Genomic DNA, 25,532 nt, shown 5'->3' on the forward strand with positions numbered 1-25,532 from the left:
GAAGCGGGAAGTTAAGCTAGCAAGCGAATAGGGATCACCGCTCATCGATTGCTAGTGACGAATGGATGCGGCAGCGGCTTGATCGGCACCATGGGCGCCTGCGTCGAGGAGGCGCTCGTATAGGTCCATGGCGCGGACCCTTTGTTCCCCTTGGGAGCGCTGAAGAGCGATGGCGATGGATACGAAGTCGCTGTCGAGCCCTCTTCTCGCGGTGTCTTCGGCGACCAACCGGTCAACGCACTTTTCCGAGATGGTCAGCACGATTTCCTCGAAACCGGGATGCAGAAGAAGGACTTGGAGCGCATCGGCGAACCGATTGCTCAGCGCAGCGGCAAGCAAGGCTTCATTCTGCAACGCTTCGCCTAGCATGGCCTCGGTCTCTGGGTCAGGCAGTAGAACTCGACTTCCGTCCAAGGCGGTCGAGATGGCCTCCGCTTCATCGCCAAACGCGGTGCCAGCAAACCGCATCAGAATGGCATGGGAGCTGTCGCGCAGCCTGCCAGCGTTCTGCCGCCAAGCCGATGCGGCGGCGAACAGGCCTCCCAGGCGACCGGCGCTCGGTCCGGCATTCATGATCCCCTCAGCGAGGCTGGCCAGAACCGAATCCGAGCCGTCGACCAGTAGAGAAGCGATGCCGAACTCGCCGGCCGCCTGCGTCCCGATCTGGTTTTCCGTATCGGCCCAGTGGTCGAGCATGCCGGTCTGGACCTCGGCCGGAATCATCTCGCGATAGCTCCAAAGCTGACCACCCACAGTTACGGAGAATGCGTCCGGGAATTTTGCCCAGAGCGCCTTGAACAGCGCACCGACACGTTCCCGGTCAGCCCAGAAGAGGTAGCTGCCATGGTAGGCAAGCACGGTCTCCCAGATATGCGGGTCCTCGGCTCGTTCTGAGTGTCGTTCTAGAACCTCCAACCAGGCCTCGCAGTTGACCGGGTCTTGGCAAAGAAGTCCGGCAGCGATCGCGCTCAGGTGTGCATAGTTCCCCTGCGGCAAAACACCGAAGCCACGGCCTAATCCATTTCCAAAAATGACCGCCGAGGCCGCCCTGACCTTATCAGGCTTGTGGTTGCGCTCCTTGTTCAAGGCATCCAGTTCAAGGCGGCGAGCCGTTCTGGATGCAGCGACGTCGATGTCGTCGATGATCCAGCCTTCAATGAGTTGGAGATCGTTCCCTTCGAGCCCGCCCATACGACGCGCCAGCTTTTGAAAGGCCCAGGCGGCATCACGGCGCCAGTCCTCGCTGACGAACCCATTTGCATCCAGGAAGCGGATCAGATCGATGATCTCGGAGGCGGGCACGTCGACGTTCTCAGCCATTTCACCAACGGCACTGCCAGCCGCCTGTTGGTGTCTTTCGGCCGAAAGGCGTGTCCTTATGAGCCTTATGACGCGTTCCGGCTGTTGCTTGCTCAAGGCGGCGAAGGTTCGGCCGACCTGGATTGCACCGCCACTCTTGGAAATGTGCCTACGGCGACCATTTCTCCGATCTCCCCACTCCGTGCCGTCATGGCATTCATCGAGAAGGCGCATCAGATCGTTGTCGGTCGCCTTTGACATCTGTTCTGTCGACATCGGCGCACCAACGAAACTGGCCATGCTACGGCCAGGTCTGAGGACGGGCTGGCCAGCGCGCCATTCGCGAATTCGGCGCATCTCACGGGCCGTGAAGAGATTCTCGGGGAGGCGCTCAAGCAGCGCCAACCGCGCATCTTCCGTCCATCGGCGGCGATGCATTCTGTCCGCCACACTCCAGTCGTCAGAGATTCCTGCATACTGGTCCCAAGTCGCGATGAGCTCCTTAAGTTGAGAGAGCTCCTCAGGACCCAGGTATGGGGAGATGGCGCTGATCAACTGCTTGGAGGCCCAGCCGTGAACATGGCGGCCGCAACCAGTCTCATCTTCGAAGTAGCCCTCTCCGACCGCTAGCCGGCGTGCGTCATCGAGAAGAAACTGCAAGCCAGCTTGCGCAAAGGCCTCCGGGTTCTCGGTCAGCGTCTCCGCAGCAAGCGCTTGAGTCTCGGCAACGGGTAAGGCGGCGAGGCTATGGACCAGCGACAGCGTATCTCCAGGATCGGCTTTGGCCGACAGCGCGAGCGCATGCCTTAGTGCAGTGAAGACGTTGTCCCCCTCTTCGTTCCTGTCCCAATCGAACGGCAACGCGTGTGCGCTGTAGAACGCCGTTCGGTCTTCTGGTGCTTCCTCCGCCGGGGTCACGAGGGAAATGAACCAGGGCGTCAAAGCCACCGCCAGTTTCTGGGGGGCCGCCTGGACTAGTTTGTCGAGATCATGAAGCCGTCGTCTCTGCCGCCGCTCCACGGGTTTTGCCGTCAGGTAAAGCGTGACGAGTTGCACCGCTTCATCGAACCGGCCGGCTTCTGTCAGATCGTTGACGTAGTGCGTGACGGCAAAGTCCTGGATGTCATGACGTTCAAGGATTTCGCCGAACCGCCTTGCGATCCAAGGGCTCCAGAGTTTAGCGCGCCAGAACGCTTCGAACAGTTCCAGATCGCGCTCTGACGTTGCCCAATGGCTGCTGAGTAATTCGATCGCTCCATCGGCGTCCACTTTGGCCTCGGCTTGAACGAAGCGGATGGAGGCCCAGCGGAGCTCTGGATTGGCGAGAATTGCGGGAAGCAAGCCTTGCATCGCCGCTCGCCACCCCCCCCACCGTTCAGCCACTTTCCCGACGGCACGACGAGCGAGCGGCATGTCGGTCTGAAAGGTTCTTTGAATCCACGCCAGCTCGCGGAAGGTCGGAGAGTCTTGGCTCGAAATCAGATCAATAACGAGGTGTTTGAGGTGTCTCCTCGTCTGAGGTTCGCCGAGCATAAGATCAAGGCCAGCCTCATAGGCATGGACGTCGTGTCGTCGCAGGCGCTCCAGGGCTCTCAAGATGGTGGCTCGGGCAAAAAGCCCGTCCTGTCTCTCCCACGCGAAAGTCGCGACCGACGCGCCCGTCGAAAAGGCCTTTGCCTGGAAGTCATCGAGCCAAGACTGATGGCTGAAGCCAAGCTTGGCGTCTTGCCGGATGACGATGCCTGCGGCCTGAGCGATCTTCACGTCCGCGAATGAGGTGAGATCAAAGGTGTCCGAGGGCCGCCAAAGGGTCTCCGTTTCCGTCATGTCGGCGGCGAGTTGTTCGAGAAGCTTCATGACCGTCGGCCTACGCTGCTCATCCCCCAAATCCGCCGAGATCAGCCACGCGTTGAGCAACTCCGAAGCCGTGACCTTCGTCACATCGACCCCTCGCCCGACGAGTTCGACAAACAAGCGAAGAGCGAACGGACGTCGCAGCGTTTCCTTCAAACCCTCCGTTACCAAGGCGGCGTCGATCCCCAGCTCCTTGAGAAGACCGTTGACGCTCTCACTCGATGGAAGGCCAAGCTTGATCGTCTCGGCGCCCAGGCTTTGAAACCGGCCATCATGGGCCGCTTCGAAGGGCCTGGACGAGACAATGACGTGGACGGGGGGGCCATCCAAGAACCGCCTGTCGCGCGTGAAGCCGTTGGCGACGCGCAGCAGAAGCTTCATTCGCTGTGACGTCCGGTCCATCACGTCGCTCACGGCGTCCATCTGGTCGACGATAAAGACCACAGGTGCGGACGCAGCGAGCAGGTTCAGCTCATCGTCGAGGTTGCCTTTCAGGCCCAGGGCATTTGACAGATCGGCGATCGATGCGATGCCGGAGGGCAGCATGTCCGCCTTGACGGCGAACACCGTCATGCCCTGTGCTTGCAGTCGTTCGGTCAGTTCCGAGAGGAGGGCGGATTTCCCAGCGCCCGCCTCGCCGACGAGCAAGGTCCGACCGCGCGGCTCAGTTCGGATGCGATTGGCCAGCAGGTCAAGCTCTGCGCGTTCCATAAAGAGACCACCGATTGTCCGCTGCCACTCCAAAAGGTCCTGTGATGCAGCCTTCGAATCCGACTTGGCGGTTTCAACGTCGACCGAGCTCGGATGGGCACGCCGGCTCTGAACGTCGTGAAGTTCCGAAACCTTTCGATAGGTTTCGGCGATGGTGCGATCTCTGCCTTCATCCTTCCAGTGATCCGAAGCGAACAGACCGGTTCTGATGGCGTCGACAACGGCTTCCATCGACCGTTCGACCGACGCACGATCCGTCTGGAAGATGCGGGTCAGTGCATTGTCGCGACTGCCGTCCTTCGCCCAGGGCGCAACAAATCGCTCTATGTATTGCTGCGCTAGCTGAGCAGAAGGCGTAGCGATCGACGGGTCGCCGAGACGATCGATGACAATCGGCCCCACAACGCCGTGAATGAAGGTCTCAGACCGAAGGTCTTCACCGATACTGGGCGTGACTGCGATGCCGGCTTCGATGCCCGCGATCGCGATCTGGGTCAGTTCGTCCTTTGCAGCCGAGTCGCGAAGCTTGGTTTTGAGCCCTGAGAGGCTCTTGTCGACGATCCGCTCGCCTGCCCATGTCAGGGCTCCAGTGACGATAGCTGCAAGTACAACGCTCATGCGAGAAGCTTACCGCCCGTTCAACATTTGTTCCATATCCATACAAGGTGAAATGTACGGATCGGATGCTCTTAGAACTGATGCCCGACAGCAGACCTTCCGAAAGTCCGCTGGGAGTTAAAAGCGGTGCAACTGGACCCTTGCGCAAAGCGGACGTTGGGGAGATTAGAGCTCCTTTCGCATCCGGTCGGCGCGACGCTTCACACCGATTTTCGGATCGAGCGCCAGAGCTAAATCGTAGCTCCGCAGCGCACCGGGATAGTCGCCCAAGACCTCAAGGCAGGAACCTTTGAGTTTTAATGCCAAGGCCCGCGTGCGCGGGTCGGGATCACCTGCGTTGACAAGGAAACTGTCGAGGCTCAGCACGCATCGGTTCGCCAAATCCGGCGGCGGCACGTCGCCGGCAGCGCGCAGCACGCGATGGACGAGATACACGTCACCCTTGGCAAGGGACGCCTCGACCCATTTTTCTCGCTCCAGGAACGTGCCGTCGAGGCCGTAATCGAAGCCTTCACCCTTGAGATAGACCAGCCGCACAACGGGCCGATCCGTCGGAAACTCGTAGCTGGCCGCCCAACCCGATTCCGGCACGCAGCTCCCTGTCTCAACCCCGGCTTCGAGGTCGAAGATGACCAGCCGCGAACTATCCTCAGAGTTTGGCTGTGGATCGGCGTGGAAAAGGGACCCCGTTAGCGGTGTGATCGGCGTCGAATAAGGACCCCTCATTCCTGAGGTCTAACGGTGGCGGCTTGGCGGATGTCAGGCGGCGAGTTCGGGATGTTGGTGTTGGAGACGGTGTTGAGGATTCGGCGCGAGTTTGCGTCCGGGAAGGCGATCAAGGCGATCGCGCGTGACCTTCGATTGTCGCGCAAGGTGGTGCGCAAGGCGATCCGGGAGCCGGATGCGGAGTTCGCCTATCGGCGGGCGGTGCAGCCGTTGCCGAGGCTGGCGCCGTTCCAGGCCAGGCTCGATGAGCTGCTGGAAGAGGACGAGGCGCGGCCGCGGCGCGAGAAGCTGCGGATGACGCGGGTTCATGACCTGCTGGTGCGCGAGGGGTTCGACGGGTCGTACGACGCGGTCCGGCGCTACGCGGCGGGGTGGCGGCTGAAGCGACGCCGGGGCGTGGCGGACGCGCCATCGTTCATCCCGCTGATGTTCCGGCCGGGCGAGGCCTACCAGTTCGACTGGAGCCACGAGGACGTGGAGATCGCGGGCAAGCCGATGCGGGTGAAGGTGGCGCACATGCGGCTGTGCGCCTCGCGGGCGATCTATGTTCGGGCCTATCCGCGCGAGACCCAGGAGATGCTGTTCGACGCGCATGCGCGGGCGTTCGCCTTCTTCGGCGGCGTGCCGACGCGCGGGATCTACGACAACATGAAGACGGCGGTGACGACGGTGTTCACGGGCAAGGACCGGGTGTTCAACCGGCGCTTCCTGGTCATGGCGAGCCACTACATGGTGGAGCCGACGGCCTGCTCCCCGGCGGCGGGCTGGGAGAAGGGCCAGGTCGAACACCAGGTCCAGACGGCCCGGGGACGGTTCTTCCAGCCGCGCCTGCGCTTCACCAGCCTGGAGGAGCTGAACGGCTGGCTGGAGGCGGAGTGCCGGCGCTGGGGCGAGCTGCGTCAGCACCCCGAGCAGAAAGAGCTGACGGTTGCTCAGGCCCTGGCCGCCGAGCGGCCGGCGCTGCAGCCGATGCTGGGCCCGTTCGACGGCTTCCACGAGAGCGAGCACGCGGTGACGGGGACCTGCCTGATCAGCTTCGACCGTAACCGCTACTCGGTGATGGCGAAGGCCGGGCGCCGTACGGTGCAGGTCCGCGCCTATGCCGACCGGATCGTCGTGCGCTGCGAGGGTGAGGTCGTCGCCGACCATCGCCGGTTCTTCGGTCGTGACCGGACCCTCTACGATCCCTGGCACTACCTCCCGGTGCTGGCGACCAAGCCCGGAGCCCTGCGCAATGGCGCGCCGTTCCAGGACTGGGAGTTGCCGCCGGGGCTGGCCCGCCTGAGGCGCAAGCTGGGTGCGGGCGACGAAGCCGATCGCCGGTTCGTGCGGGTTCTGGCGGCGGTGCTGGAAGACGGCCTGGAGCCGGTCGAGGCCGCGGCGCGCGAGGCGCTCGCCGCCGGGACCGTCAGCGACGACGTCATCCTCAACATCCTGGCGCGCCGGCGCGAACCGCCCCGGCCGCTGAGCATCGTCACGCCCGATGACCTGGCGCTGCGGCATCCGCCTCTGGCGGACTGCGACCGCTACGACAGCTTGCGAGGCATGCATGCAGCGGCATGAGATGATGGCGGCCCTGACCGGCCTGGGCCTCAAGGGCATGGCCGGAGCCTTCGACGAGGCGGTCACCACGGGCCTGCAGCGCAAGCGCACGACCATGGAGATCCTCGCCGACCTGCTGCGCGCCGAGACGACCCACCGGCATGCGGCTTCCATCCGTTACCGGATGGCGGCGGCCAGGCTGCCCGCCGTGAAGGACCTCGACGCCTTCGTGTTCGACGACACGCCGATCAACGAGGGGCTGGTGCGCTCGCTTCACAGCGGCGCCTTCCTGGCGAACCGGCGCAACATCGTGCTGGTCGGCGGGACCGGCACGGGCAAGACCCACCTGGCCACCGCCATCATCGCCAACGTCGTGCGGGCCGGGGCGCGTGGCCGGTACTTCAACACCGTCGACCTGGTGAACCGCCTCGAGGAGGAGACCCGCCTGGGCAAGGCCGGTGCGCTGGCTGCTCACCTCTGCCGCCTCGACGTCGTGGTCCTCGACGAGCTTGGCTACCTGCCGTTCGCCCGCTCGGGCGGCCAGCTGCTGTTCCACCTGATCAGCAAGCTCTACGAGCGGACCTCGGTGATCGTCACGACCAACCTCGCCTTCGGCGAATGGCCGACCGTGTTCGGCGATCCCAAGATGACCACGGCCCTGCTCGACCGCATCACCCACCACTGCGACATCGTCGAGACCGGCAACGACAGCTGGCGCTTCAAACACCGCAGCTAACCCTCCACGAAGAACGCCAGGCGAGGGTTGAGCCTCCGGTCGGGCTACGCCCTCCCTACGCCCCAACCCTCGCAAGCGGTGCGCTCGTGACGTCCATCCCGAACCTCAAAAGGGGGTCCCTATTGCACGCCGATAGGGGGTCCCTTTTAGACGCCGATTGACAGAGTTTGGCGCATTGCACGCTTGGCAGGTGGCCAAACGCCCGTCTGGTGACAAGCCGCTCTCATAGATGTTCGCCGCGAAATCACGGGCGATGATCGGGCTACCGTCCGCGCGGAAGGCGAGGAACCTCCCACAGAGCGCGGAGGTGAACTGCCAGTCGTTGAGGGTGAAAGTGCCGTTGTCCGCAACATGGCCACTGTTAGGCCGCTCGACCTGACCCTCAGCCACGACGACATCGCCATCAATGAGATAGTAGCGGCCCAAGCCCGATTCTCTGGCCCCGCCCCTTGTCCCTTCGTCGTTGCCGTCCCGCCAGAGGAGCGCGTAGCACCCATTCGGTGACCGGACACAGTGACCGATGAACTTCAGCTCAGGGATATGGACAATGCTGCCGAGGCTGTCGTCCAGAGTTTGTCGCCGAATGCGGCGACCGGCTGAGGCGCGCGTGGCCGTCTCAGCTGAACCCTCTTTGGCTCCGAACAGCCATTTCAGCATGTCGCCCCCAGCGCCCGCTTATCGACCGCTGGCGATCGGCACCGCCGCCAGCAGCCGTTCAATCTCTGCCGCTACATCCTTCGAGACGGGAAGGTTTGCCCGCTCTCGCGGCCAAACATCCCGGAAGCGTTCGACGGCTTCGAGCGCCGCCGTCCGCGCCAAGGTTTCCGGGAGCCCCGCCTTGGCGGCCATGTAGGTGATTTCGTCGATGCTCAGATCGGTCATGAGCTTGGAGCGGCCAAACCGTAGCGCCATGCTGTCGTCGGGAATGTAGACCGTCGTCGACAGGAAATCGTAGGCTGGAGCGAGTTGCGGCGTCCGGCCATCCGGGTAGATGAGCGACCAGTTTTTGAGGTGCATATCGGCATTGCCGATGAGGGTGTTGAATATGAGCCGCGTGATGAACTCGCGGATGCCCGCCTCGCCCGTTTCGATCCAGAGCACCCGTGCGATCGAGCGGTAGCTGCCCTTTCCATACTTGTCTTCGGGATAGATGCCGAAGACCTGGGCGAAGTCCTCGATATGAACCAGACCGCCATCACCCGTGCGGTCGAAACGACGGATAGCGAAGGCACCCTCCTCGATCTTGCCGATCCCGTCGGGCAAGCCTTCGATTTCATCCAGCGGCATGAGGCGGACTTCCGGCACATCCATGCCCATCCCGCTTGCCAATTTCATCATCGAGAACTCGTTCTCGGATACGCCGGCAAAGCGCGTCGAAGGCAGCTTGATGATCCAGTCACCGCCCGCACCACTCGTCGGGATGGTCAACCCGCCCCGCGCCTTTTCGACTGCTGAGAACTTGAGCTGCACGCCCGCCAGCGAAAAGCGAAGCGGGCCTTTCCCCGGCTTCGCCTCGACAGCTTCCGGCAGCTCCTCATCGTCAACCGTCCCCGCCCCAGCCGGGCGGACAGTGACCGCGCCGGGTAGATCCGGCCCAAGCACTTCGAGCAGTGGATATTCCCGCACGACCTTTACATTGGCGCGCTTCGCCAAATAGTCGCGTAGCGATCCTTCCGGCAGCAGGTTCGAGAAGAACGGCAGCAGCCGGGTTTGCTGGTGGTTGAAGTCGCGGATCAGGCCGCCATGCGCATCTTTGAACGAGAGGCTGAGCGTCGGCCGCGCGGCGTCATCGGCATACTCATCCGCGAACGAGAACACCGAACGGTCCCCGTTGAGTGCGGTGAGTGCGCCAATCGGTCTGCCACCAAGGAGAACTTCAAGAACGTCAGCGGCCATCTAGTCCTCCTCATCGAGGCTATAGGCTGGCATCTGCTTGAGGCCTTGGCCGTGCACGGCGATGTTGCGCAGGGTGCGCAGCTCGTGGGTTGCGGCCTTGATGTCGCGGGAGAACCGGGCAGGCGACCTTTTTTTGGTCGTTGCTAAATCTTCGAGACGTTGAGCAACGCCGCCGATCACCTGATTGGCCGCTTTCGGGACGAGGATATAAGCCATTTCCTCGACTTCGAGCGCCGCATCCTTGAGGTGCAAAATGCTCGTCAGATGAGGGTGCGTCTGCTCAAAGGTGCTGACCACCTGGATAAGGCGTTTGAGCGTTTTGCGTAGCGCCGCCTCTTCGGCCTCCCCCTCGCGCTCCTTCACGACCGCAGCGACCGCTTGAACGGCTGAGCGGGGGACAAGCTGGAGATCGAGATCGAGCGTCCTGGCCAACTCGATCAGGCTCGACAGCTGCATGTCGACATCGCCATTTTCAAACCGCGAAATCTGCGGTTGGGCAATGCGCGAACGAGCACTCAGCTCACGCTGACTCCATCCTTTGGTGTGGCGAGCCTCTTTGAGCGCGCTGGCTATTTGTTCAAGGCTATACAACTTCGATATATTATCCCGCATCAAACAAATCCTTTGATGCCGTATTACATATCACACGGAGGATGAAGTGTCAAGTTTTGATATATAAAAACATATCAAAATGACGTTTGATATGTTTTTATATATCACATGAGCTGATAGGCACAAGCGAACCTAGCCAAACACCTGAGCCTTGGGCGCTTCCTCCAGAGCCTCGCGAACCTTCGCTTGATCCCTTCCGCGCTTGGCAACCTGAATACGGAAGGTCTCAGCTCGTCTAGGTCGGCTTTCATGTCATCAGGCGTAGGCGCAGTGACGTGACCCCCTGAAACTCCTCCAGGAATAGCTAGAGTCCGCCCCTTGAAAGGACGGACAGAATGAAGCGATCACGGTTCACAGAAGAGCAGATCATCGGGATCCTGCGCGAGCAGGAGGCCGGTGTTCCGGTGGCGGACCTGTGCAGGAAGCACGGGCTGAGCTCGCCGACCTTCTACAAGTGGAAGGCCAGGTATGGCGGCATGGACGTGTCGGAGGCCCGGCGGCTGAAGGCGCTGGAAGACGAGAACGCCAAGCTGAAGCGGATGCTGGCGGACTCGATGCTGGACAACGTCGCGCTGAAGGATCTGCTGGGAAAAAAGTGGTGACGCCCGCTGCGCATCGAGAGGCGGCGGCGCACCTGCAGTCGGCCTACGAGATGAGCGAACGGCGGGCCTGATCTTCCCCCGTAAAAGTGGACGGGGTTAAGCCGCTTTGCGCTCGGCCTCAGCGGGGCTGATATAGCCCAGTGCTGAGTGCAGGCGATGGGGATTGTAGAAGCCCTCGATGTATCCGAACAGGTCTCGCCGCGCCTGGTCTCGGGTGGCGTAGACGCGGTGATGAACGCGTTCGGTCTTGAGGGTGTGGAAGAAGCTCTCCATCGGGGCATTGTCCCAGCAGTCGCCCTTTCGGCTCATCGACGGGGTGATGCCGGATCGGGCCAGGGCTGATCGATAGGCTTCGGCTGCGTATTGGATGCCCCGGTCCGAATGATGGATCAGGCCGGGCGCGGGGCGCTGACGTTCGACGGCCATGTTGAGGGCGTCGAGGGCGATCTCGGTGTGCAGGGTCTGGCGCATGGACCAGCCCACGATCTTGCGGGTGTGCAGGTCGAGGATGGCGGCGAGATAGAGCCAGCCTTCGCCGGTCGGGATGTAGGTGAGGTCGGCGAGCCAGACCTGGTTGGGCGCCGCCGCCTCGAAGTTCCGGGCCAGCCTGTTGGGCGCGATGGGATAACCGTGGCGGCTGTTCGTCGTCCGGGCGCGACGCGGCAAGGCCGCCAAGCCCCGCAGGCCGGCGCGGCGCATCAGCCGCTCCACGCGGGATCGACCGACCCGACGCCCATGCCGCCGCAGGGTGGCGTGAACGCGCGGCGAGCCGTAACAGCCGCTGCTCTCCGCATGGATCAGCCGGATATCCTCGGTCAGCTCGCGATTGGCGACAGACCGCTGGCTCTCGGGGCGACCGCGCCAGGCGTAGTAACCGCTGGCCGACAAGCCCAGGACCGCGCACATCACGCGAACCGGCCAGACCTGACGATGCTCATCGACGAACCCGAACTTCATCGGGAGGCCGCTCCGAAGATGAGCGCGGCTTTTTTTAGGATGTCCCGCTCCATCCGCAGCTGACCGTTCTCTCGCCGCAACCGGGCCACCTCCGCCGCCAGATCCGACGGCGACGGGGACGACGCCTGCGTTGTGGGGCGCCGCGACGCCCCCGTCGCCTGCACCCCGAACTGCGTCATCCATCGACGAAGCACCGTCTCGTGCAGCCCAAGCTCGCGGGCCACCGCCCCGACGCTCAGGCCGCCGTTGGCGACGCGGTCAACGGCCTCGCGCTTGAAAGAATCCGGAAAGTTCCGGCGTTGAACACTCATCAGACACTCCTCTCCAGCTCCGAAAAGCTAGCATGGGTGTCCACCAAACCGAGGGAGGATCAAGGGAGGATCACTTCCGCCACGCGGAGCGCGTTTTGGTCGTAAGCTGGGGCTTCACCCCACACCCAGTTCCGACCTGTCCAGTTTTCGATCTTCTCGTAGCAGAGGATTTCGAGAGCGCTTCCGACTTCGTTCGGCAGTCTGTCGCCATGCTCATAGTCTGATCGGATGGCGGCTTGGAGTTCCTCGATCTCATCCCAGTGCATGATCATGTAGTCCATGATCATGCCGGTGAGCTGCTTGCAGCTGTGGTCGTTCAGGGCTCGCCGAACTCCAGCGTTAAACGGCGCGATGCGCTCTTTGACCAAATAGAGAAGGAAGGCCTTTGCGAATTCCTCCTGTGCGATCATCGCCATGAAATAGCGAGTCGCTGGCGGGCTTCGGAACTCCAGATCGTCGGTTTCCTCAAGCAGCCGGTATCCATTGTCGATGGAGGCTTTGACCGCTCTGACGAGATCCACGTCTTTCGGAGAGGGCACCTTCGTCATGCGGCGATTTCAGCATGAGCAGGGTAATCTGCCTACAGACAAACCCTTTCAAGGCATCGCACGCTGCGGACCAAACTACTTGCTCCACCGGTCGCACCACGCCGTCCGGCCTATTAGCTCGTTTCACCTCGCCTTGCGCATCCGCCCATCTTCGCGACAGGCTGCGTCCTAGGTTCCTCCGGCAGTCCTGCCGTCCGCCAGACCTGACAGGTTGACCCTTGAGGGAGACGGCCTGTTGGCTCGATGGAATACACGATTCTAGCTCTCGTGCTGAAGGCCGGTTGCTGGAGTGGTCGGCCTAGTTCACCTCTGCGAGTCTCAAACGAACTCCCGGCCCACCCATGGCATCGGCTGACACGAAGACGGCACCGTCAGCTTCGAGAACTGCCTGGAGGCGGTCGAGTGTGCCTGTCTGCATCCCACCTCGCCCAGCTTCAAAGCGATGGATGGTGGATTCAGCCACACTGGATCGTTCTGCCAACACTCGAACGCTTATGCCGAGGCCAGCGCGAGCCATGCGAATTTGAGCAGGATTTATCATTCTTAGAGAAAACCTCCGACTAGTTGCGGAATTCCGTTGACTAAGTCGGCGAATTCCGCTGAACTCTAACTGAAATACTCCGAAACTCCACCGCTCAGCATGTTCTGAGCGACCGGGCGGCTGCGCGGGAGGTCACGCATGCCTAAGCGTCAGCGGATACCGTCTGGAAACCGGAAGTGGCGGCGACGCCCTCCCCAGCGCCGATTGGCCATCGCCTTCGTCCGTAACGCCCGAGGCTTCCACGCGATGGCTTGGACCGATGAGGACCGCGTAGGTGCCCAGTCGGCTTATCATTCCGCCATCGCCATCGAACTGGGCCTCAAAGCCTATCTCCTGCATCGCGGCTTCTCTGATGACTGGACCCGCGTCTGGCTCCGTCACGATGTCAGCAAAGCGCTCCGCTGCGTCCGGATGCTGGGGTTCCAGGGCGTCCCTGACGGCATTACCGAACTCGCAGCGGTGCTCAGTCCGCTTTATGGCTCCGGTGCCCTGCGCTCTGGCGTAAAGCCGGACCTCCCGCTCCCACCTGATGCTGCCGATCAGGCCATTTGCGACCTTCTGAGCGCCGTGGAGGCTGCGATAGAGATCGACCACGGGACAGATCGATGAGCGGTCCGCCATCGCATTCCACTGAGGAAGCCCGGGAACGACAGATTCTTATTCGGGCGATGCAGCGACTGCCCCGGCGATACCGCGATTTCTTCGTCCTCCATCGGTTCGCCGAAATGCCTTTGGAGCTGATTGCCGAGCACTTGGGCATCGAGACAAGAGTGGTCGAAACGCGTCTGGCGGCGGCGCTCGTACGCCTAAGCCGAGCCGTCGATGATGCGAACGGTGGAGAGGCTTCTGAAGGCTCGTGAGGGTCTAGGGCAGGATAGGCTTTGCGCCGGCATTGTCTGACAAGCTTGGCCTTATCGACCCTCAATTTCGGAGTGGGGAGCAGCGCCGTCCGCCCGCTTCAACCCCGCTTCGCGCCCTGCGGGCTGCGGCTGGCACCGCAGGCGTTGACCCGGTCAGCCGCCGCCGCTGAGGGCTTGGCGTGGATCGATGGATCGATCCGCTTTGCAAGAAAGCGGCGGCCGGAGATTTGCGAGGGAGAGGTTACGAGTATGCGCGCAGTTTCAGAGCGATCAGCCTGGCGGCTATGTACGTCCAACCGTCATCAGAGCCGGAGGCGCATCGGCGTCGGACTCCGCAAGTCCGGCGGGTTGGCGTACAATCGGCTGTCCGCGTCACCGACACCTGGCCTGATGATCTCCCGATCACCCCGGCCGAGCTTTTGGCGGTGGAGGCGTGGCTTGGCGAGGTGCTCGACGAGGTTCTGGGTCCGCGCCTCTGAGAGGAGCCGGATATGAGCGGTAAGATCACCAGCCCAGGCGTTCAGACCCGAGCCGCCCTCTATCTTCGCGTCTCGACCGGAAGGCAGGCCGTCAACGACCTCTCTATCCCGGACCAGCGCCGCCAGCTTGAAGCCTACTGCGGGACGAAAGGCTGGGAGGCCACGGCGGAGTATGTCGAGCCGGGCAACACCGCCACCGACGACCGGCGCCCCTCCTTCCAGTCCATGATCGAAGCGGCGCTGACCAAGCCGCCCGCATTCGATGTGATCATGGTGCACAGCTTCTCGCGGTTCTTCCGCGACCAGTTCCAGTTCGAGTTCTACGTCCGGAAGCTGGCAAAGAACGGGGTGCGTCTGGTCTCCATCACCCAAGAATTGGGCGACGACCCCATGAGCGTGATGATGCGACAGATCATGACGCTCTTCGACGAGTATCAGTCCCGCGAGAACGCCAAGCACACGCTGAGGGCCATGAAGGAGAACGCCCGTCAGGGCTTCTGGAACGGCGCCAGGCCGCCGATCGGCTACCGCATCGTCGCCGCCGAGCAGCGCGGGGCCAAGATCAAGAAGACGCTGGAGATCGACCCGCTACAGGCCGAGACGGTCCGCAACATCTATCGCTGGGCGCTGACCGGCGACGGCGCGCAGGGGCCGATGGGGCTGAAAACCATCGCAACGCGGCTGAACGACCAGAACATCCGAACCCGAGACGGCGGACGCTGGGGGATCGTGACGGTCCACCAGGTCCTGACTCGCTCGACCTACATGGGCGAGCATCGGTTCAACACGCGCGACCACAAGACCAAGACGCCGAAGCCGGAGTCTGAGCACGCGGTTATGGCTGTGCCGCCCATCGTCTCGAAGGCGGACTATGAGGCTGTTCGGGCGCGCTTGAAGTCGCGAAACCCCAAGTGGACCCCGCCGCGTGTTTCGACGGGGCCGAACCTGCTGACGGGCATCTGCTTCTGTGGCGTCTGCGGCGGCGCGATGACGCTCAGAACCGGGAAGGGGAGCGCTGGCGGCCAGTATCGCTACTACGCCTGTTCCACCAAGGCCCGCATGGGTGAGACCGGCTGCACTGGCCTAGCCGTCCCCATGCACAAGCTGGATGACGCGATCATCGACCATCTCGAAACGCGACTCCTCGATCCGGACCGCCTCGCATCGCTCATGGAGCAGCTTCTGGATCGTCGGGAGGAATGGGCTGACCAGAGGCGAGGCCACATCGCGGAGATGCGCAAACGCGCCACCGAGGCCGAGGCCAAGCTCAATCGGCTCTATGAAGCCATCGAGAACGGCCTGCTGGCGCCGGACGACGCTTCGCTGAAAGATCGGGTCGCCGAACTTTCCGGCACTCGCGATCAGGCCAGGGCGGACGCTGAGCGGATCAGCGCGTCAGTAGAGCGGTTGGCGCCGACGATCACGCCCGACGCCTTGGCGCGGTTCGCTACCGCCGCCCGGCGCAAGCTGAGAGATCGGACCAGCGGCTACAGGCGGGATCACCTGCGCGCCCTGACGCAACGAGTGGAGGTCATCAGCAAGACCGAAGCGCGCATCATCGGCTCACGAACCGAGCTTCTGCGGGCCTTAGCGTCCAGCGATGGTGGAAGTTACGCCGCCTCAGGCGGAGTTCTCAGTTTTGAACGGAAGTGGCGCACCCGGAGCGATTCGAACGCCCGACCCTCAGATTCGTAGTCTGATGCTCTATCCAGCTGAGCTACGGGTGCGGCTGCCTTGCGGCGAGGGCGGGTCTTTAGCGGGTGGATGGGTCGGACGCAAGCGGGGGAATGCAGTTTCTGAGGATCGGGAGGTTGGCGCGGAGCCGCGGACAGCTTAGGCGTTGAGGCGACGCCTCCGTTCGACCCATTCTTCCCGTTTCGGATATCCTCATGCGCCCTCTTCGCCGCCGGCTGGCCGCCCTGCTCGTTCCCGTCGTCCTGGCCGGATGCCAGACGGGGGCGCCGACGGGCGGGGCGCGGCCGGTCGCGACGATCGAGACAGGCGCGTCCGCCGATGCGGCGACGCGGACGGCGGCGCGGGGCCCGTTCGTGGCGGCGGCCAATCCGGTGGCGGTCGAGGCGGGGATGGCGGTGCTGCGGCGCGGGGGATCGGCGGTGGATGCGGCGGTGGCCATCCAGGCCGTGCTGGGTCTGGTGGAGCCGCAATCGTCGGGCCTGGGGGGCGGCGCCTTCATGATGGCCTATGACGCCGAAACGGGGGCGGTCACGGCCTATGACGGGCGCGAGACCGCACCGGCTTCTGCGACGCCCGAACTGTTCTACGAGGACGGCGAGCCCCTGCCTTTCATCGACGCGGTGCTGTCCGGGCGCTCGACCGGCGCGCCGGGGGCGGTGGCCATGCTGGCCATGGCGCAGAAGGATCACGGCAGGCTGGCCTGGCGCGACCTGTTCGGCGACGCCGAACGGCTGGCGCGCGACGGCTTCACGGTCAGCCCCCGTCTGTCCGCCATGATCAACGGGAACAGCCCCCAGGCCAGGACCCGATGGGCGAGCGCCTATTTCACCCGGCCGGACGGGCGGCGATACCAGGCCGGAGACACGCTGAAGAACCCCGCCTACGCCGAGACGGTCGCGCGGTTGGCGGCGGAGGGGCCGGGGGCGATCTATGGCGGGTCCATCGGGCGCGAGATCGCGGCGGCCGTGCGCGAGGGACCGCGGCCGGGCGGCCTGAGCGAGGCCGACATCGCCGCCTATCGCCCCTTGCGCCGGGACGCCCTGTGCCGACCCTATCAGGTCTATGTGGTCTGCGTGCCGCCGCCGCCGTCCAGCGGCCTGGCCCTGCTGCAGTTCCTGGGCATGGCCGAGAAGACGCCGGACCTGGACAAGGGCGCCCGGAGCCCCGAGGCCTGGGTGGCGTTCGGGCGGCTGCAGCGGCTGATGTATGCGGACCGCGACCGCTATGTCGGCGACAACGACTTCGTCGGCGTGCCGGTCGCGGGACTGCTGGATCCCGACTATATCGCCCGGCGCGCGGCCCTGGCGCCCCAGGTGAACGGGCCCGTTCCCGCCGGGGCGCCGACGGGTTCGCCGCCGCGCGGCGCGGACCAGACCGCCGAGCCGGGCGGAACGACCCATTTCGTCGTCGTCGACGCCTGGGGGAACGCCGTCAGCATGACCACCACGGTCGAGAGCCTGTTCGGCAATGGGCGGATGGCCGGCGGCTTCTTCCTGAACAACCAGTTGACCGACTTCTCCTTCACCCCGCAGGAAGACGGCCATCCGGCGGCCAATGCGGTGGCGGCTGGCAAGCGCCCCCGGTCGTCGATGACGCCGGTGCTGATCCTCGACCGGGAGGGGAGACTGGTCGGAGCGGTCGGCTCGCCCGGCGGCTCCAGCATCCTGGCCTATGTGGCCAAGGCCCTGGTGGGGACGCTGGAGTGGAACCTGTCGATGCAGGAGGCCGTCGCCCTGCCCAATCTGGTCGTGCGGGGCGCCATGGTGGGCGCGGACACCGAGATGATGTCGCCGGAGATCCGGCAGGCCCTGGGCGCGGCCGGCATGCCGCTGCGGCCCAATGCGACCGAGACGTCGGGCCTGCACGGGGCGATCTGGCGCGACGGCCGCTGGGATGCGGGGGCCGATCCTCGCCGCGAAGGCGTGGCGGTGTCGGAGGTCCGCTGAAGCTTCTAGCGGCCGGGGCGGATCGACAGCTGGAAGGCCAACAAACCCTCGCTGACGTCGGTGTCCACGCCGTTCATGCCGCGCAGCCCCTTGCCGGCGTCGATCTCGCGATAGACGACGCCGATGGAGGTCTGCATGGCGCCCTTGCGATAGGCCACGCCGACGGAGGCGTCGCCCAGGAAGCTGCCGCGATCCTGGGTGTAGCCGGAGCGGGCGTAGTCCCCGTCGCGGGTGCGGGCGAAGTTGTAGCCGACGGCCCGGCCCGAGCCGGCGGCGTACAGATACCATCGCGGCCGCTCGCCGAACCGTTCCGCGCCGTTGGGGGCCAGACGCTCCAGCCCCTCGCCGATCTTGAGCGTGACGCCCGCCTCGGCCGAGCGGCCCTCGCTGCCGACGCCGAGGCCGGCATGGGGCGTCAGGCTGACCTCCAGGCCCGAGGCGGTATGGCCGTGGGCGCCCCGGAAGCCGCGGACATAGCGCAGGTCGTAGGCGTCGGGCGACAGTTCGGCCCGGTCGGCCGGCGTGACCGGCAGGGGCGAGCCGTCGGCGCGGCGCAGGCGGCCGGCCGTCTCCAGCGTGACCCGGTCGGTGAAGGCGGCGTGGTCGATCCACACGTCGCGGCGGGTGCTGGCCTCCAGGCCCGAGCGATTCTGGGGCTGGAAGGCGGGGGGCAGTTCGATGTCGCCGCCGAAGCGGGCGTCCGGCGCCACCCGGAAATGGGTCCGATCGGCCAGACGGGCGGCGGCGTTGTCGGGCGGCGTGTCGAAGGCGTTGGGGGCCCAGGTCTGGGCGCGGGCGACATCGGCGCCGATCCCGGCCGAAGCCAGGACGCCGCAGGCCCCCATCATCATCGCCTTGGAACGCATTCGGTCTCCCCACCGATCCGCTGGCGAACACCCTGCAACCAAGAGACGCGGGAGTCCAACGGAGTTTTCGACACGGTTTTGTCGCTTTTCAACGGCGGGTCCGTGCGATGGGTTCCCGAACGAAAAAGGGCCCCGCGATCGCGGGGCCCTTTCGGAGGTCTCGACGCCAAGCCTATTGGCAGGCCAGGCACTCGTCATAGTCGGTCTTGGGCATGGAGAAGAGGTCGGGCTGATTGGGGTCGATCTCGGCCTCGGCCTTGTCCTCGGCGCCGGCGAAGGCGGCGCGCTGCACCGACTTGGAGCGCAGATAGTACAGCGACTTCACGCCGCGCTCCCAGGCGGACCAGTGCAGCATGTGCAGGTCCCACTTGTTGACGTCGCCGGGAATGAACAGGTTCAGCGACTGGGCCTGGCAGATCTCCGGCGCGCGGTCGGCGGCCAGTTCGACCACCCAGCGCTGGTCCAGTTCGAAGGCGGTCTTGAACACGCCCTTCTCGTCTTCGTTCAGGGCGTCGATGTGCTGGACCGAGCCTTCATGCTCCAGGATCGAGTTCCAGACGGCCTCGGTGTTGACGCCCTTCTCGTCCAGCAGGCGCTCCAGATAGGGGTTCTTGACCGCGAACGAGCCCGACAGGGTCTTGTGGGTGTAGATGTTGGCCGGGATCGGCTCGATGCCCGCCGACGTGCCGCCGCAGATGATCGAGATGGAGGCGGTCGGGGCGATGGCCAGCTTGTGGCTGAACCGCTCCATGACGCCGCGCTCCTCGGCGTCCAGGCAGGGGCCCTTCTCCTCGGCCAGCAGGCGGCTGGCCTTGTCGGCCTCGCGGCGCAGGTGCTTGAAAAGCCGCATGTTCCACGACTTGGCCATGGCGCTTTCGAAGGCCACGCCCTGAGACTGCAGGAAGGAATGGAAGCCCATCAAACCGAGGCCGACCGAACGCTCGCGCTTGGCCGAATAGACCGCGGCGGCCATGGCCGGCGGGGCGCGGCGGATGAAGTCCTCCAGGACGTTGTCCAGGAAGCGCATAAGGTCCTCGACGAAGCGGGGCTCCTCGCGCCACTCCAGGAAGGTCTCGGCGTTGACCGACGACAGGCAGCAGACGGCGGTCCGGTCCACGCCCAGGTGGTCGCGGCCGGTGTGCAGCATGATCTCGGCGCACAGGTTCGACTGTTTGACCTTCAGGCCCAGGGCGCGCTGGTGCGGCGCCAGCTGGCGGTTCACCGTGTCGGAGAAGATCATATAGGGCTCGCCAGTCTGCATGCGGATGTCGAGCAGCTTGGTCCACAGCGAGCGGGCGTCGACGGTCTTCATGACCGCGCCGTCCTTGGGCGACTTCAGATCGAAGGTTCCGCCGACCTTGACCGCCTCCATGAACTCATCGGTGATGTTGACGCCGTGGTGCAGGTTCAGGGACTTTCGGTTGAAGTCGCCCGACGGTTTGCGGATTTCGAGGAACTCCTCGATCTCCGGGTGGTGGATGTCCAGATAGACGGCGGCCGAGCCGCGACGCAGCGAGCCTTGCGAAATCGCCAGCGTCAGCGAGTCCATCACGCGGATGAAGGGGATGATGCCCGAGGTCTTGCCCGCGCCCTTGACCTTTTCGCCGATGGAGCGGACGCCGCCCCAATAGGTGCCGATGCCGCCGCCGTTCGAGGCCAGGGCCACGTTCTCGTTCCAGACGTTCTGGATGCCGTCCAGGCTGTCGCCCACCGCGTTCAGGAAACACGAGATCGGCAGGCCGCGATCGGCGCCGCCGTTCGACAGGACGGGCGTGGCGGGCATGAACCACAGTCGGCTCATATAGTCGTATAGGCGCTGGGCGTGTTCGGCGTCGTCCGAGAAGGCGGTCGAGACGCGGGCGAACATGTCCTGATAGCTTTCGCCCGGCAGCAGATAGCGGTCTTCCAGGGTCTTCTTGCCGAAGTCGGTCAGCAGATCGTCGCGCGAGCGGTCCACCTGGACCGATCTGACCACGGTCAGATGGGGGCGCTCAGGCGTCGGCGTCGCCGCAACGCCTTGGAATTCCGTCGTCTTCAATGCCTCGCCGCCAGCCATGGTCATCTGCGTCCTGAACAAAAAATCGCCTGAGCCGTCGCGCCTGAACCACATCATCTAGTGGGCTTCGCGCTCGCCGTGCCCACATATAGGGCGCACATGCCTAATAACCCGTCAACGGGCTTGACGCGGGCTTTGTGGGCGAATCGGTCGGACAATTGGTCCGGGACTGGGGAAAAGCCCCACAGCAAGCCATCGCATCCCTAGCGACGACCGGACCGCCGGCGATCACGACCGCGTGATCGGAACATAGCGCCAGCTTTACCGTTCGCCTGCCTATGACCCTCTCCGATTTTCGCGTCTTTTCCATGCGTGTCCTGACTGTCGCCCGCACCGAGATCGCAGCCCTGACCGCCCTGCTGGTCGTCGCGGGCGGGGTGCTGAGCTTCATCGAGATCGCCGACGACATGACCGAGGCGGACGGCCAGGCCTTCGACCGGCGCGTCCTGGCCTTGATGCGGCCCTATGCGGACGATCCCGGCCGGCCCTGGGGACCGTGGTGGCTGAAGGAGGCGGCGTCCGACATCACTTCGCTCGGCGGCATATCGGTTCTGGGCCTGTTCGCCCTCATCGTGATCGTCTTTCTGCTGAGCCAGAGGAAGTGGTTGTCGTCGCTGCTTCTGGTCCTTGGGCTGGCGGGGGGCGTGATGCTGAGCGAGGGGCTGAAGGCGGTTTTCGAGCGTGAACGCCCGCCGGCCGCCATGCAGGCGGTGGAGACGATCAACGCCAGCTTCCCATCGGGCCACGCCCTGCTGTCCACCGTCTTCTATCTGTCGATCGCGGTCATGCTGACCCGCGCCTTTCCGCGACGCCGGCTCAAGGCCTTCGTGCTGGGGGTCGGCATGCTGATGGCCGTGCTGGTCGGGCTCACGCGGGTCTATCTGGGGGCGCATTGGGCCTCGGACGTTCTGGCCGGATGGGCGGTGGGCGCGGCCTGGGCCATGGCGCTGTGGCTCGTCGCCTATGTGGTCGAGCGACTGCAGAAGCGCCGCCACGCCCCGTTGCAGGACGAACAGTCCCTGGAAACGGCGGACGCCGATCCGACCAAAGTCTAGGCCCCCTGTCGCGCGCGACAGGGGATAGTGAACCCTGGACGCCTCCGCAGCATCAGGAGAGAGGCCCAGACGGAGATACGCCATGGACGCCGCCGCCCTCTACGCCGAACGGCTGAAAACGCCCGACCAGGCCGCCGCCCTCATCGCTTCGGGCGCCAAGGCGGCCATGGGCCTGGGCGTGTCCCAGCCCCCGGCCCTGCTCAAGGCCCTGGCCGAACGGGCCGAGCGCGGCGAGGTGGAGAACGTCAACCTCTACTATCTGCTCAGCACCGCCATCGCCGGCCAGACCGTGCTGCGCGACGAACTGATGGGCCGCATCCGGCCGTGGAGCCTGTTCCATTCAGCCATCGAACGCGGCCTGGAGCAGCGCGCCCGCGAGGCCGGACGGCCCAATCCGGTCCAGTTCATTCCGACCGGCTTCCAGCAATCGCCGCGCCTGCTGTGCGACGAGGTCGGGGTGGACACGCTGATCTGCACCGTGTCGCCGATGGACGAGGACGGCTTCTTCTCCTTCGGCACCAACACCGACTACGCCAAGCCGGTGTCCGAGACGGCCCGCACGGTGATCGTGGAGGTCAATCCGCATATGCCGCGCGTGTTCGGCGACTGCACCGTCCATGTGTCCCGGGTCGCCGCCGTCGTCGAGCATTCGGCCCCGCTTCTGGTCGTGCCCAAGGCTCAGCCGCAGCCTGCGGACCTGGCCATCGGCCAGATCATCGCCGGCCTGATCGACGACGGCGCGACGCTGCAGATGGGCATCGGCGCCCTGCCCAACGCCGTCTGCGACGCCTTGAAAGGCCATCGCGGCCTGGGCGTCCATACCGAAATGCTGACGCCCGGCGTGGTCGAACTGATGCAGGCGGGCGCGGCCGATCATTCCCGAAAGACCCTGCACCCCGGCGTCGGCGTCTTCGCCTTTTCGATGGGCGACCAGAACACCTACGACTTCCTGGACGGCAACCGCGGCATGGAGGCCCATCCGGTCTCCTATGTGAACGATCCGGCGGTGATCGCACGCAACGCCAAGATGGTCTCGGTCAACGCCACGCTTCAGATCGACCTGTCCGGCGCCTGTTGTTCGGAGTTCCTGAACGGGCGCCAGTTCACGGCCGCCGGGGGACAGCTGGATTTCGTGCGCGGGGCCTATGGCTCGGACGGCGGCAAGTCGATCATCGCCTGCCATTCGACGGCCGCCAAGGGAACGGCGTCGCGCATCGTGACGCGCCTGGACGGGCCGGTCACGACGCCGCGCAACGACACCCATATCGTCGTCACCGAACACGGCTGGACCGATCTGAAGGGCAGGTCGACCAGCGAGCGGGCGCGCGCCCTGATCGCCCTGGCGGCGCCCCCGTTCCGCGACGCTCTGACCGCCGAGGCGCGCGAGCAGGGCCTGATCTGAGGTCTCGCCGTCCCGGGTTCCACGCCGCGTCGGTCCATGGCTAAGATGTCGACATGAGCGAACCTCTCTTGTCCATCGACCGCGTCGGCGTCGCCTGCGGCGGCCGCGTTCTGCTGGACGGGGTCAGCCTGGTCATTCCCGAGGGGCGCCACACCGCCATCCTGGGCCGCAACGGCTCGGGCAAGTCCACCCTGGTCAAGCTGATCACCCGCCAGATCTATCCGACCGCGAGCCCGGCGGGCGAACGGGGCGAGACGCGCATCTTCGGCCGCACCCACTGGGATGTGTTCGAACTGCGCGGTCTGCTGGGGGTGGTCTCGCCCGCCGTCCAGTCGGACTTCGCCGGCGAAGCAGGGCTGGAGGTCTTCGACGCCGTGGTCTCGGGCTTCTTCGCGGCGCGTGGCGTATGGAACCACAGGGTGACGGAGCCGATGCGCGACGCCGCCCGCGAGGCGCTGGACCGGATGGGGGTCGCGCACCTGATCGGGCGCGACATGGCCAGCCTGTCGACGGGCGAAGCGCGGCGCGTGCTCATCGCCCGCGCCCTGGTCCACCGGCCTCGCGCCCTGCTGCTGGACGAGCCCTGCGGCGGACTGGACCCCGCGACGCGCCGGCTGTTTCTCGAAACCCTGCGCGAGGTGGCGCGGTCAGGCGTCACCCTGGTGCTCGTGACCCATCACATCGAGGAGATCCTGCCCGAGATATCGCATCTGGTCCTGCTGCGGGACGGCCGAGTGCTGGCCGACGGCGCCAAGGCGGACCTGCTGACCGGCCCGGTGCTGAGCGACCTGTTCGGGCTGCCCGCCACGGTCGAGCGACGCGGAGACTGGACCTGGGCGCACCTGGACTGAGCGCCCAGGCCGTCGTCGTCTTCCTCACGCGCGTGTCGAGAGGGAAGGAGAGCGGCCCTAGCTGTTGCGCGCGTCGCGCTTGGCCAGAACGCGCAGGCGGAGCGCGTTCAGCTTGATGAAGCCGGCCGCGTCCTTGTGGTCATAGGCCTGGACGCCTTCCTCGAACGTGACCAGATCCTGGTCGTAAAGGCTGTAGGGGCTCTCGCGGCCGATGACCGAGACATTGCCCTTGTACAGCTTGACCTTGACCGTGCCGGAGACGTTTTCCTGGCTCTTGTCGATGGCGGCCTGGAGCATCTCGCGCTCGGGCGAGAACCAGAAGCCGTTGTAGATCAGCTCGGCGTATTTCGGCATCAGCTGGTCCTTCAGGTGCATGGAGCCGCCGTCCAGGGTGATGCTTTCGATGCCGCGGTGGGCGGCGATCAGGATGGTCCCGCCGGGGGTCTCGTAGACGCCGCGCGACTTCATGCCGACGAAGCGGTTCTCGACCAGATCCAGGCGCCCGACGCCGTTGTCGTGGCCGTACTGGTTCAGGGCGGTCAGGATCGTCGCCGGGCTCATGGCCTCGCCGTTGATCGAGACGGCGTCGCCCTTCTCGAAGCCGATCTCGATGACGGTCGCCACGTCCGGCGCGTCCTCAGGGCTGATCGTGCGCTGGTGAACGAATTCGGGGGCCTCGACCGCCGGGTCTTCCAGAACCTTGCCCTCGGACGAGGAGTGCAGAAGGTTGGCGTCGACCGAGAAGGGCGCCTCGCCGCGCTTGTCCTTGGCGATCGGAATCTGGTTCTTCTCGGCGAAGTCCAGCAGCGCCTCGCGGCTGCGGAACGCCCACTCGCGCCAGGGAGCGATGACGCGGATGTCGGGTTCCAGCGCATAATAGCCCAGCTCGAACCGGACCTGGTCGTTGCCCTTGCCGGTCGCGCCGTGACAGACGGCGTCGGCGCCGACCTGGCGGGCGATCTCGATCTGGCGCTTGGAGATCAGCGGGCGGGCGATGGAGGTGCCCAAGAGATAGTCCCCCTCGTACTGCGCATTGGCGCGGAACATCGGGAAGACGAAGTCGCGCACGAACTCCTCGCGCAGGTCGTCGATGAAGATGTTCTCGGGCTTGATGCCCAGCTTCAGCGCCTTCTCGCGCGCCGGGCCAAGCTCTTCGCCCTGGCCCAGGTCGGCGGTGAAGGTCACGACCTCGGCGTTGTATTCGGTCTGCAGCCACTTCAGGATGATCGAGGTGTCCAGGCCGCCGGAATAGGCGAGGACGACTTTCTTCACGGGCTTGTCGGCGGGGGCGGACATGGCGGCTCTTTCGGTAAAAACTCGGGCAGTCGGGATCGGGAAGTTGACGCGCGCATAAGACCGGGGGTCCGGC

General features: G+C 64.9%; 20 protein-coding genes, 1 tRNA gene and 1 pseudogene. 10 read left to right on the top strand and 12 right to left on the bottom strand.

Going from position 1 to position 25,532, the window contains the following annotated elements; all coding sequences use genetic code 11:
- Positions 1-51: 51 nt before the first annotated feature.
- Positions 52-4,482, bottom strand: a complete 4,431-nt coding sequence (locus AC0L6G_RS11090) for an NACHT domain-containing protein (RefSeq protein ID WP_473252213.1) — start codon at positions 4,480-4,482, stop codon at positions 52-54.
- A gap of 165 nt (positions 4,483-4,647) precedes the next feature.
- Positions 4,648-5,208 (bottom strand): tetratricopeptide repeat protein, encoded by a 561-nt coding sequence (locus AC0L6G_RS11095; protein WP_473252214.1) that lies wholly within the window; start codon positions 5,206-5,208, stop codon positions 4,648-4,650.
- A 51-nt stretch (positions 5,209-5,259) separates the two neighbouring features.
- Here AC0L6G_RS11095 and istA point away from each other — a divergent pair, with 51 nt between their 5' ends.
- Both istA and istB read left to right on the top strand, forming a co-directional pair.
- Positions 5,260-6,771, top strand: a complete 1,512-nt coding sequence (gene istA, locus AC0L6G_RS11100) for an IS21 family transposase (RefSeq protein WP_164952576.1) — start codon at positions 5,260-5,262, stop codon at positions 6,769-6,771.
- Entirely contained in the window at positions 6,758-7,486 is a 729-nt protein-coding gene (gene istB, locus AC0L6G_RS11105; protein ID WP_003170613.1) for an IS21-like element helper ATPase IstB, read from the top strand. Before istA ends, istB begins: the two co-directional genes overlap by 14 nt.
- 105 nt (positions 7,487-7,591) lie before the next feature.
- On the opposite strand, the gene AC0L6G_RS11110 is transcribed toward istB, so the two are convergent.
- Genes AC0L6G_RS11110 through AC0L6G_RS11120 form a run of 3 tightly spaced genes read right to left on the bottom strand, consistent with a single transcriptional unit; the run spans position 7,592 to position 9,994 of the window.
- The gene (locus AC0L6G_RS11110; protein ID WP_473252215.1) at positions 7,592-8,143 is read right to left on the bottom strand and encodes a hypothetical protein; all 552 of its coding nucleotides are present in this window, start codon (positions 8,141-8,143) and stop codon (positions 7,592-7,594) included.
- An 18-nt stretch (positions 8,144-8,161) separates the two neighbouring features.
- Complete coding sequence (locus AC0L6G_RS11115) at positions 8,162-9,382, bottom strand: type II toxin-antitoxin system HipA family toxin (protein WP_293825571.1); 1,221 nt, start codon at positions 9,380-9,382, stop codon at positions 8,162-8,164.
- Positions 9,383-9,994, bottom strand: a complete 612-nt coding sequence (locus AC0L6G_RS11120; RefSeq protein ID WP_293825569.1) for a helix-turn-helix domain-containing protein — start codon at positions 9,992-9,994, stop codon at positions 9,383-9,385.
- Between the two features lie 335 nt (positions 9,995-10,329).
- Between AC0L6G_RS11120 and AC0L6G_RS11125 the strand changes: the two are divergent.
- A pseudogene (locus tag AC0L6G_RS11125) lies at positions 10,330-10,664 on the top strand (transposase); the annotation flags it as partial.
- A gap of 28 nt (positions 10,665-10,692) precedes the next feature.
- Here AC0L6G_RS11125 and AC0L6G_RS11130 read toward each other — a convergent pair.
- The 3 genes from AC0L6G_RS11130 to AC0L6G_RS11140 all read right to left on the bottom strand — a co-directional run bounded on the left by AC0L6G_RS11130 (position 10,693) and on the right by AC0L6G_RS11140 (position 12,953).
- A protein-coding gene (locus tag AC0L6G_RS11130) for an IS3 family transposase (RefSeq protein WP_114150060.1) occupies positions 10,693-11,864 on the bottom strand; the annotation gives its coding sequence in 2 pieces (ribosomal slippage) (positions 10,693-11,591 and positions 11,591-11,864; 1,173 coding nt in all).
- Between the two features lie 59 nt (positions 11,865-11,923).
- Complete coding sequence (locus AC0L6G_RS11135; RefSeq protein ID WP_473252217.1) at positions 11,924-12,412, bottom strand: hypothetical protein; 489 nt, start codon at positions 12,410-12,412, stop codon at positions 11,924-11,926.
- Positions 12,413-12,710: 298 nt separating this feature from the next.
- Entirely contained in the window at positions 12,711-12,953 is a 243-nt protein-coding gene (locus tag AC0L6G_RS11140) for a helix-turn-helix domain-containing protein (RefSeq protein WP_473252218.1), read from the bottom strand.
- 204 nt (positions 12,954-13,157) lie between these two features.
- Between AC0L6G_RS11140 and AC0L6G_RS11145 the strand changes: the two genes are divergently transcribed.
- The 3 genes from AC0L6G_RS11145 (at position 13,158) to AC0L6G_RS11155 (ending at position 15,987) form a co-directional block, all read left to right on the top strand.
- Positions 13,158-13,562, top strand: coding sequence for a HEPN domain-containing protein (locus AC0L6G_RS11145; protein ID WP_473252220.1), 405 nt, complete (start codon positions 13,158-13,160; stop codon positions 13,560-13,562).
- Positions 13,559-13,813 (top strand): RNA polymerase sigma factor, encoded by a 255-nt coding sequence (locus AC0L6G_RS11150; protein WP_293825565.1) that lies wholly within the window; start codon positions 13,559-13,561, stop codon positions 13,811-13,813. The genes AC0L6G_RS11145 and AC0L6G_RS11150 overlap by 4 nt, the downstream gene beginning before the upstream one ends.
- 491 nt (positions 13,814-14,304) lie before the next feature.
- Positions 14,305-15,987 (top strand): recombinase family protein, encoded by a 1,683-nt coding sequence (locus AC0L6G_RS11155; RefSeq protein WP_473253242.1) that lies wholly within the window; start codon positions 14,305-14,307, stop codon positions 15,985-15,987.
- Here the strand turns inward: AC0L6G_RS11155 and AC0L6G_RS11160 are convergent.
- Positions 15,943-16,019, bottom strand: a tRNA-Arg gene (locus tag AC0L6G_RS11160). The two genes, AC0L6G_RS11155 and AC0L6G_RS11160, sit on opposite strands and share 45 nt — an antisense overlap.
- A gap of 162 nt (positions 16,020-16,181) precedes the next feature.
- On the opposite strand from AC0L6G_RS11160, the gene AC0L6G_RS11165 reads away from it, so the two are divergent.
- Positions 16,182-17,933 carry a gamma-glutamyltransferase family protein gene (locus tag AC0L6G_RS11165; RefSeq protein ID WP_293825563.1) on the top strand — a complete coding sequence of 584 codons (1,752 nt, stop codon included), beginning with the start codon at positions 16,182-16,184 and terminating at the stop codon, positions 17,931-17,933.
- Positions 17,934-17,938: 5 nt separating this feature from the next.
- Here AC0L6G_RS11165 and AC0L6G_RS11170 read toward each other — a convergent pair whose 3' ends face one another.
- Together AC0L6G_RS11170 and AC0L6G_RS11175 are read right to left on the bottom strand one after the other, a co-directional pair.
- Positions 17,939-18,799, bottom strand: a complete 861-nt coding sequence (locus AC0L6G_RS11170; protein ID WP_291536851.1) for a lipid A-modifier LpxR family protein — start codon at positions 18,797-18,799, stop codon at positions 17,939-17,941.
- 172 nt (positions 18,800-18,971) lie between these two features.
- The gene (locus tag AC0L6G_RS11175; RefSeq protein ID WP_293825561.1) at positions 18,972-20,861 is read right to left on the bottom strand and encodes a ribonucleoside-diphosphate reductase subunit alpha; all 1,890 of its coding nucleotides are present in this window, start codon (positions 20,859-20,861) and stop codon (positions 18,972-18,974) included.
- Between the two features lie 302 nt (positions 20,862-21,163).
- On the opposite strand from AC0L6G_RS11175, the gene AC0L6G_RS11180 reads away from it, so the two are divergent.
- The 3 genes from AC0L6G_RS11180 (at position 21,164) to AC0L6G_RS11190 (ending at position 24,163) form a co-directional block, all read left to right on the top strand.
- Positions 21,164-21,910: a phosphatase PAP2 family protein gene (locus AC0L6G_RS11180; protein ID WP_293825559.1), complete on the top strand. Its 747-nt coding sequence runs from the start codon at positions 21,164-21,166 to the stop codon at positions 21,908-21,910.
- An 82-nt stretch (positions 21,911-21,992) separates the two neighbouring features.
- Positions 21,993-23,312: an acetyl-CoA hydrolase/transferase family protein gene (locus tag AC0L6G_RS11185; RefSeq protein WP_293825557.1), complete on the top strand. Its 1,320-nt coding sequence runs from the start codon at positions 21,993-21,995 to the stop codon at positions 23,310-23,312.
- Positions 23,313-23,365: 53 nt separating this feature from the next.
- Entirely contained in the window at positions 23,366-24,163 is a 798-nt protein-coding gene (locus AC0L6G_RS11190; RefSeq protein WP_293825555.1) for an ABC transporter ATP-binding protein, read from the top strand.
- A 57-nt stretch (positions 24,164-24,220) separates the two neighbouring features.
- On the opposite strand, the gene AC0L6G_RS11195 is transcribed toward AC0L6G_RS11190, so the two are convergent.
- Entirely contained in the window at positions 24,221-25,459 is a 1,239-nt protein-coding gene (locus AC0L6G_RS11195) for an argininosuccinate synthase (protein WP_293825553.1), read from the bottom strand.
- Positions 25,460-25,532 lie beyond the last annotated feature (73 nt).

This window comes from Brevundimonas sp. D3-1P (assembly GCF_055809335.1).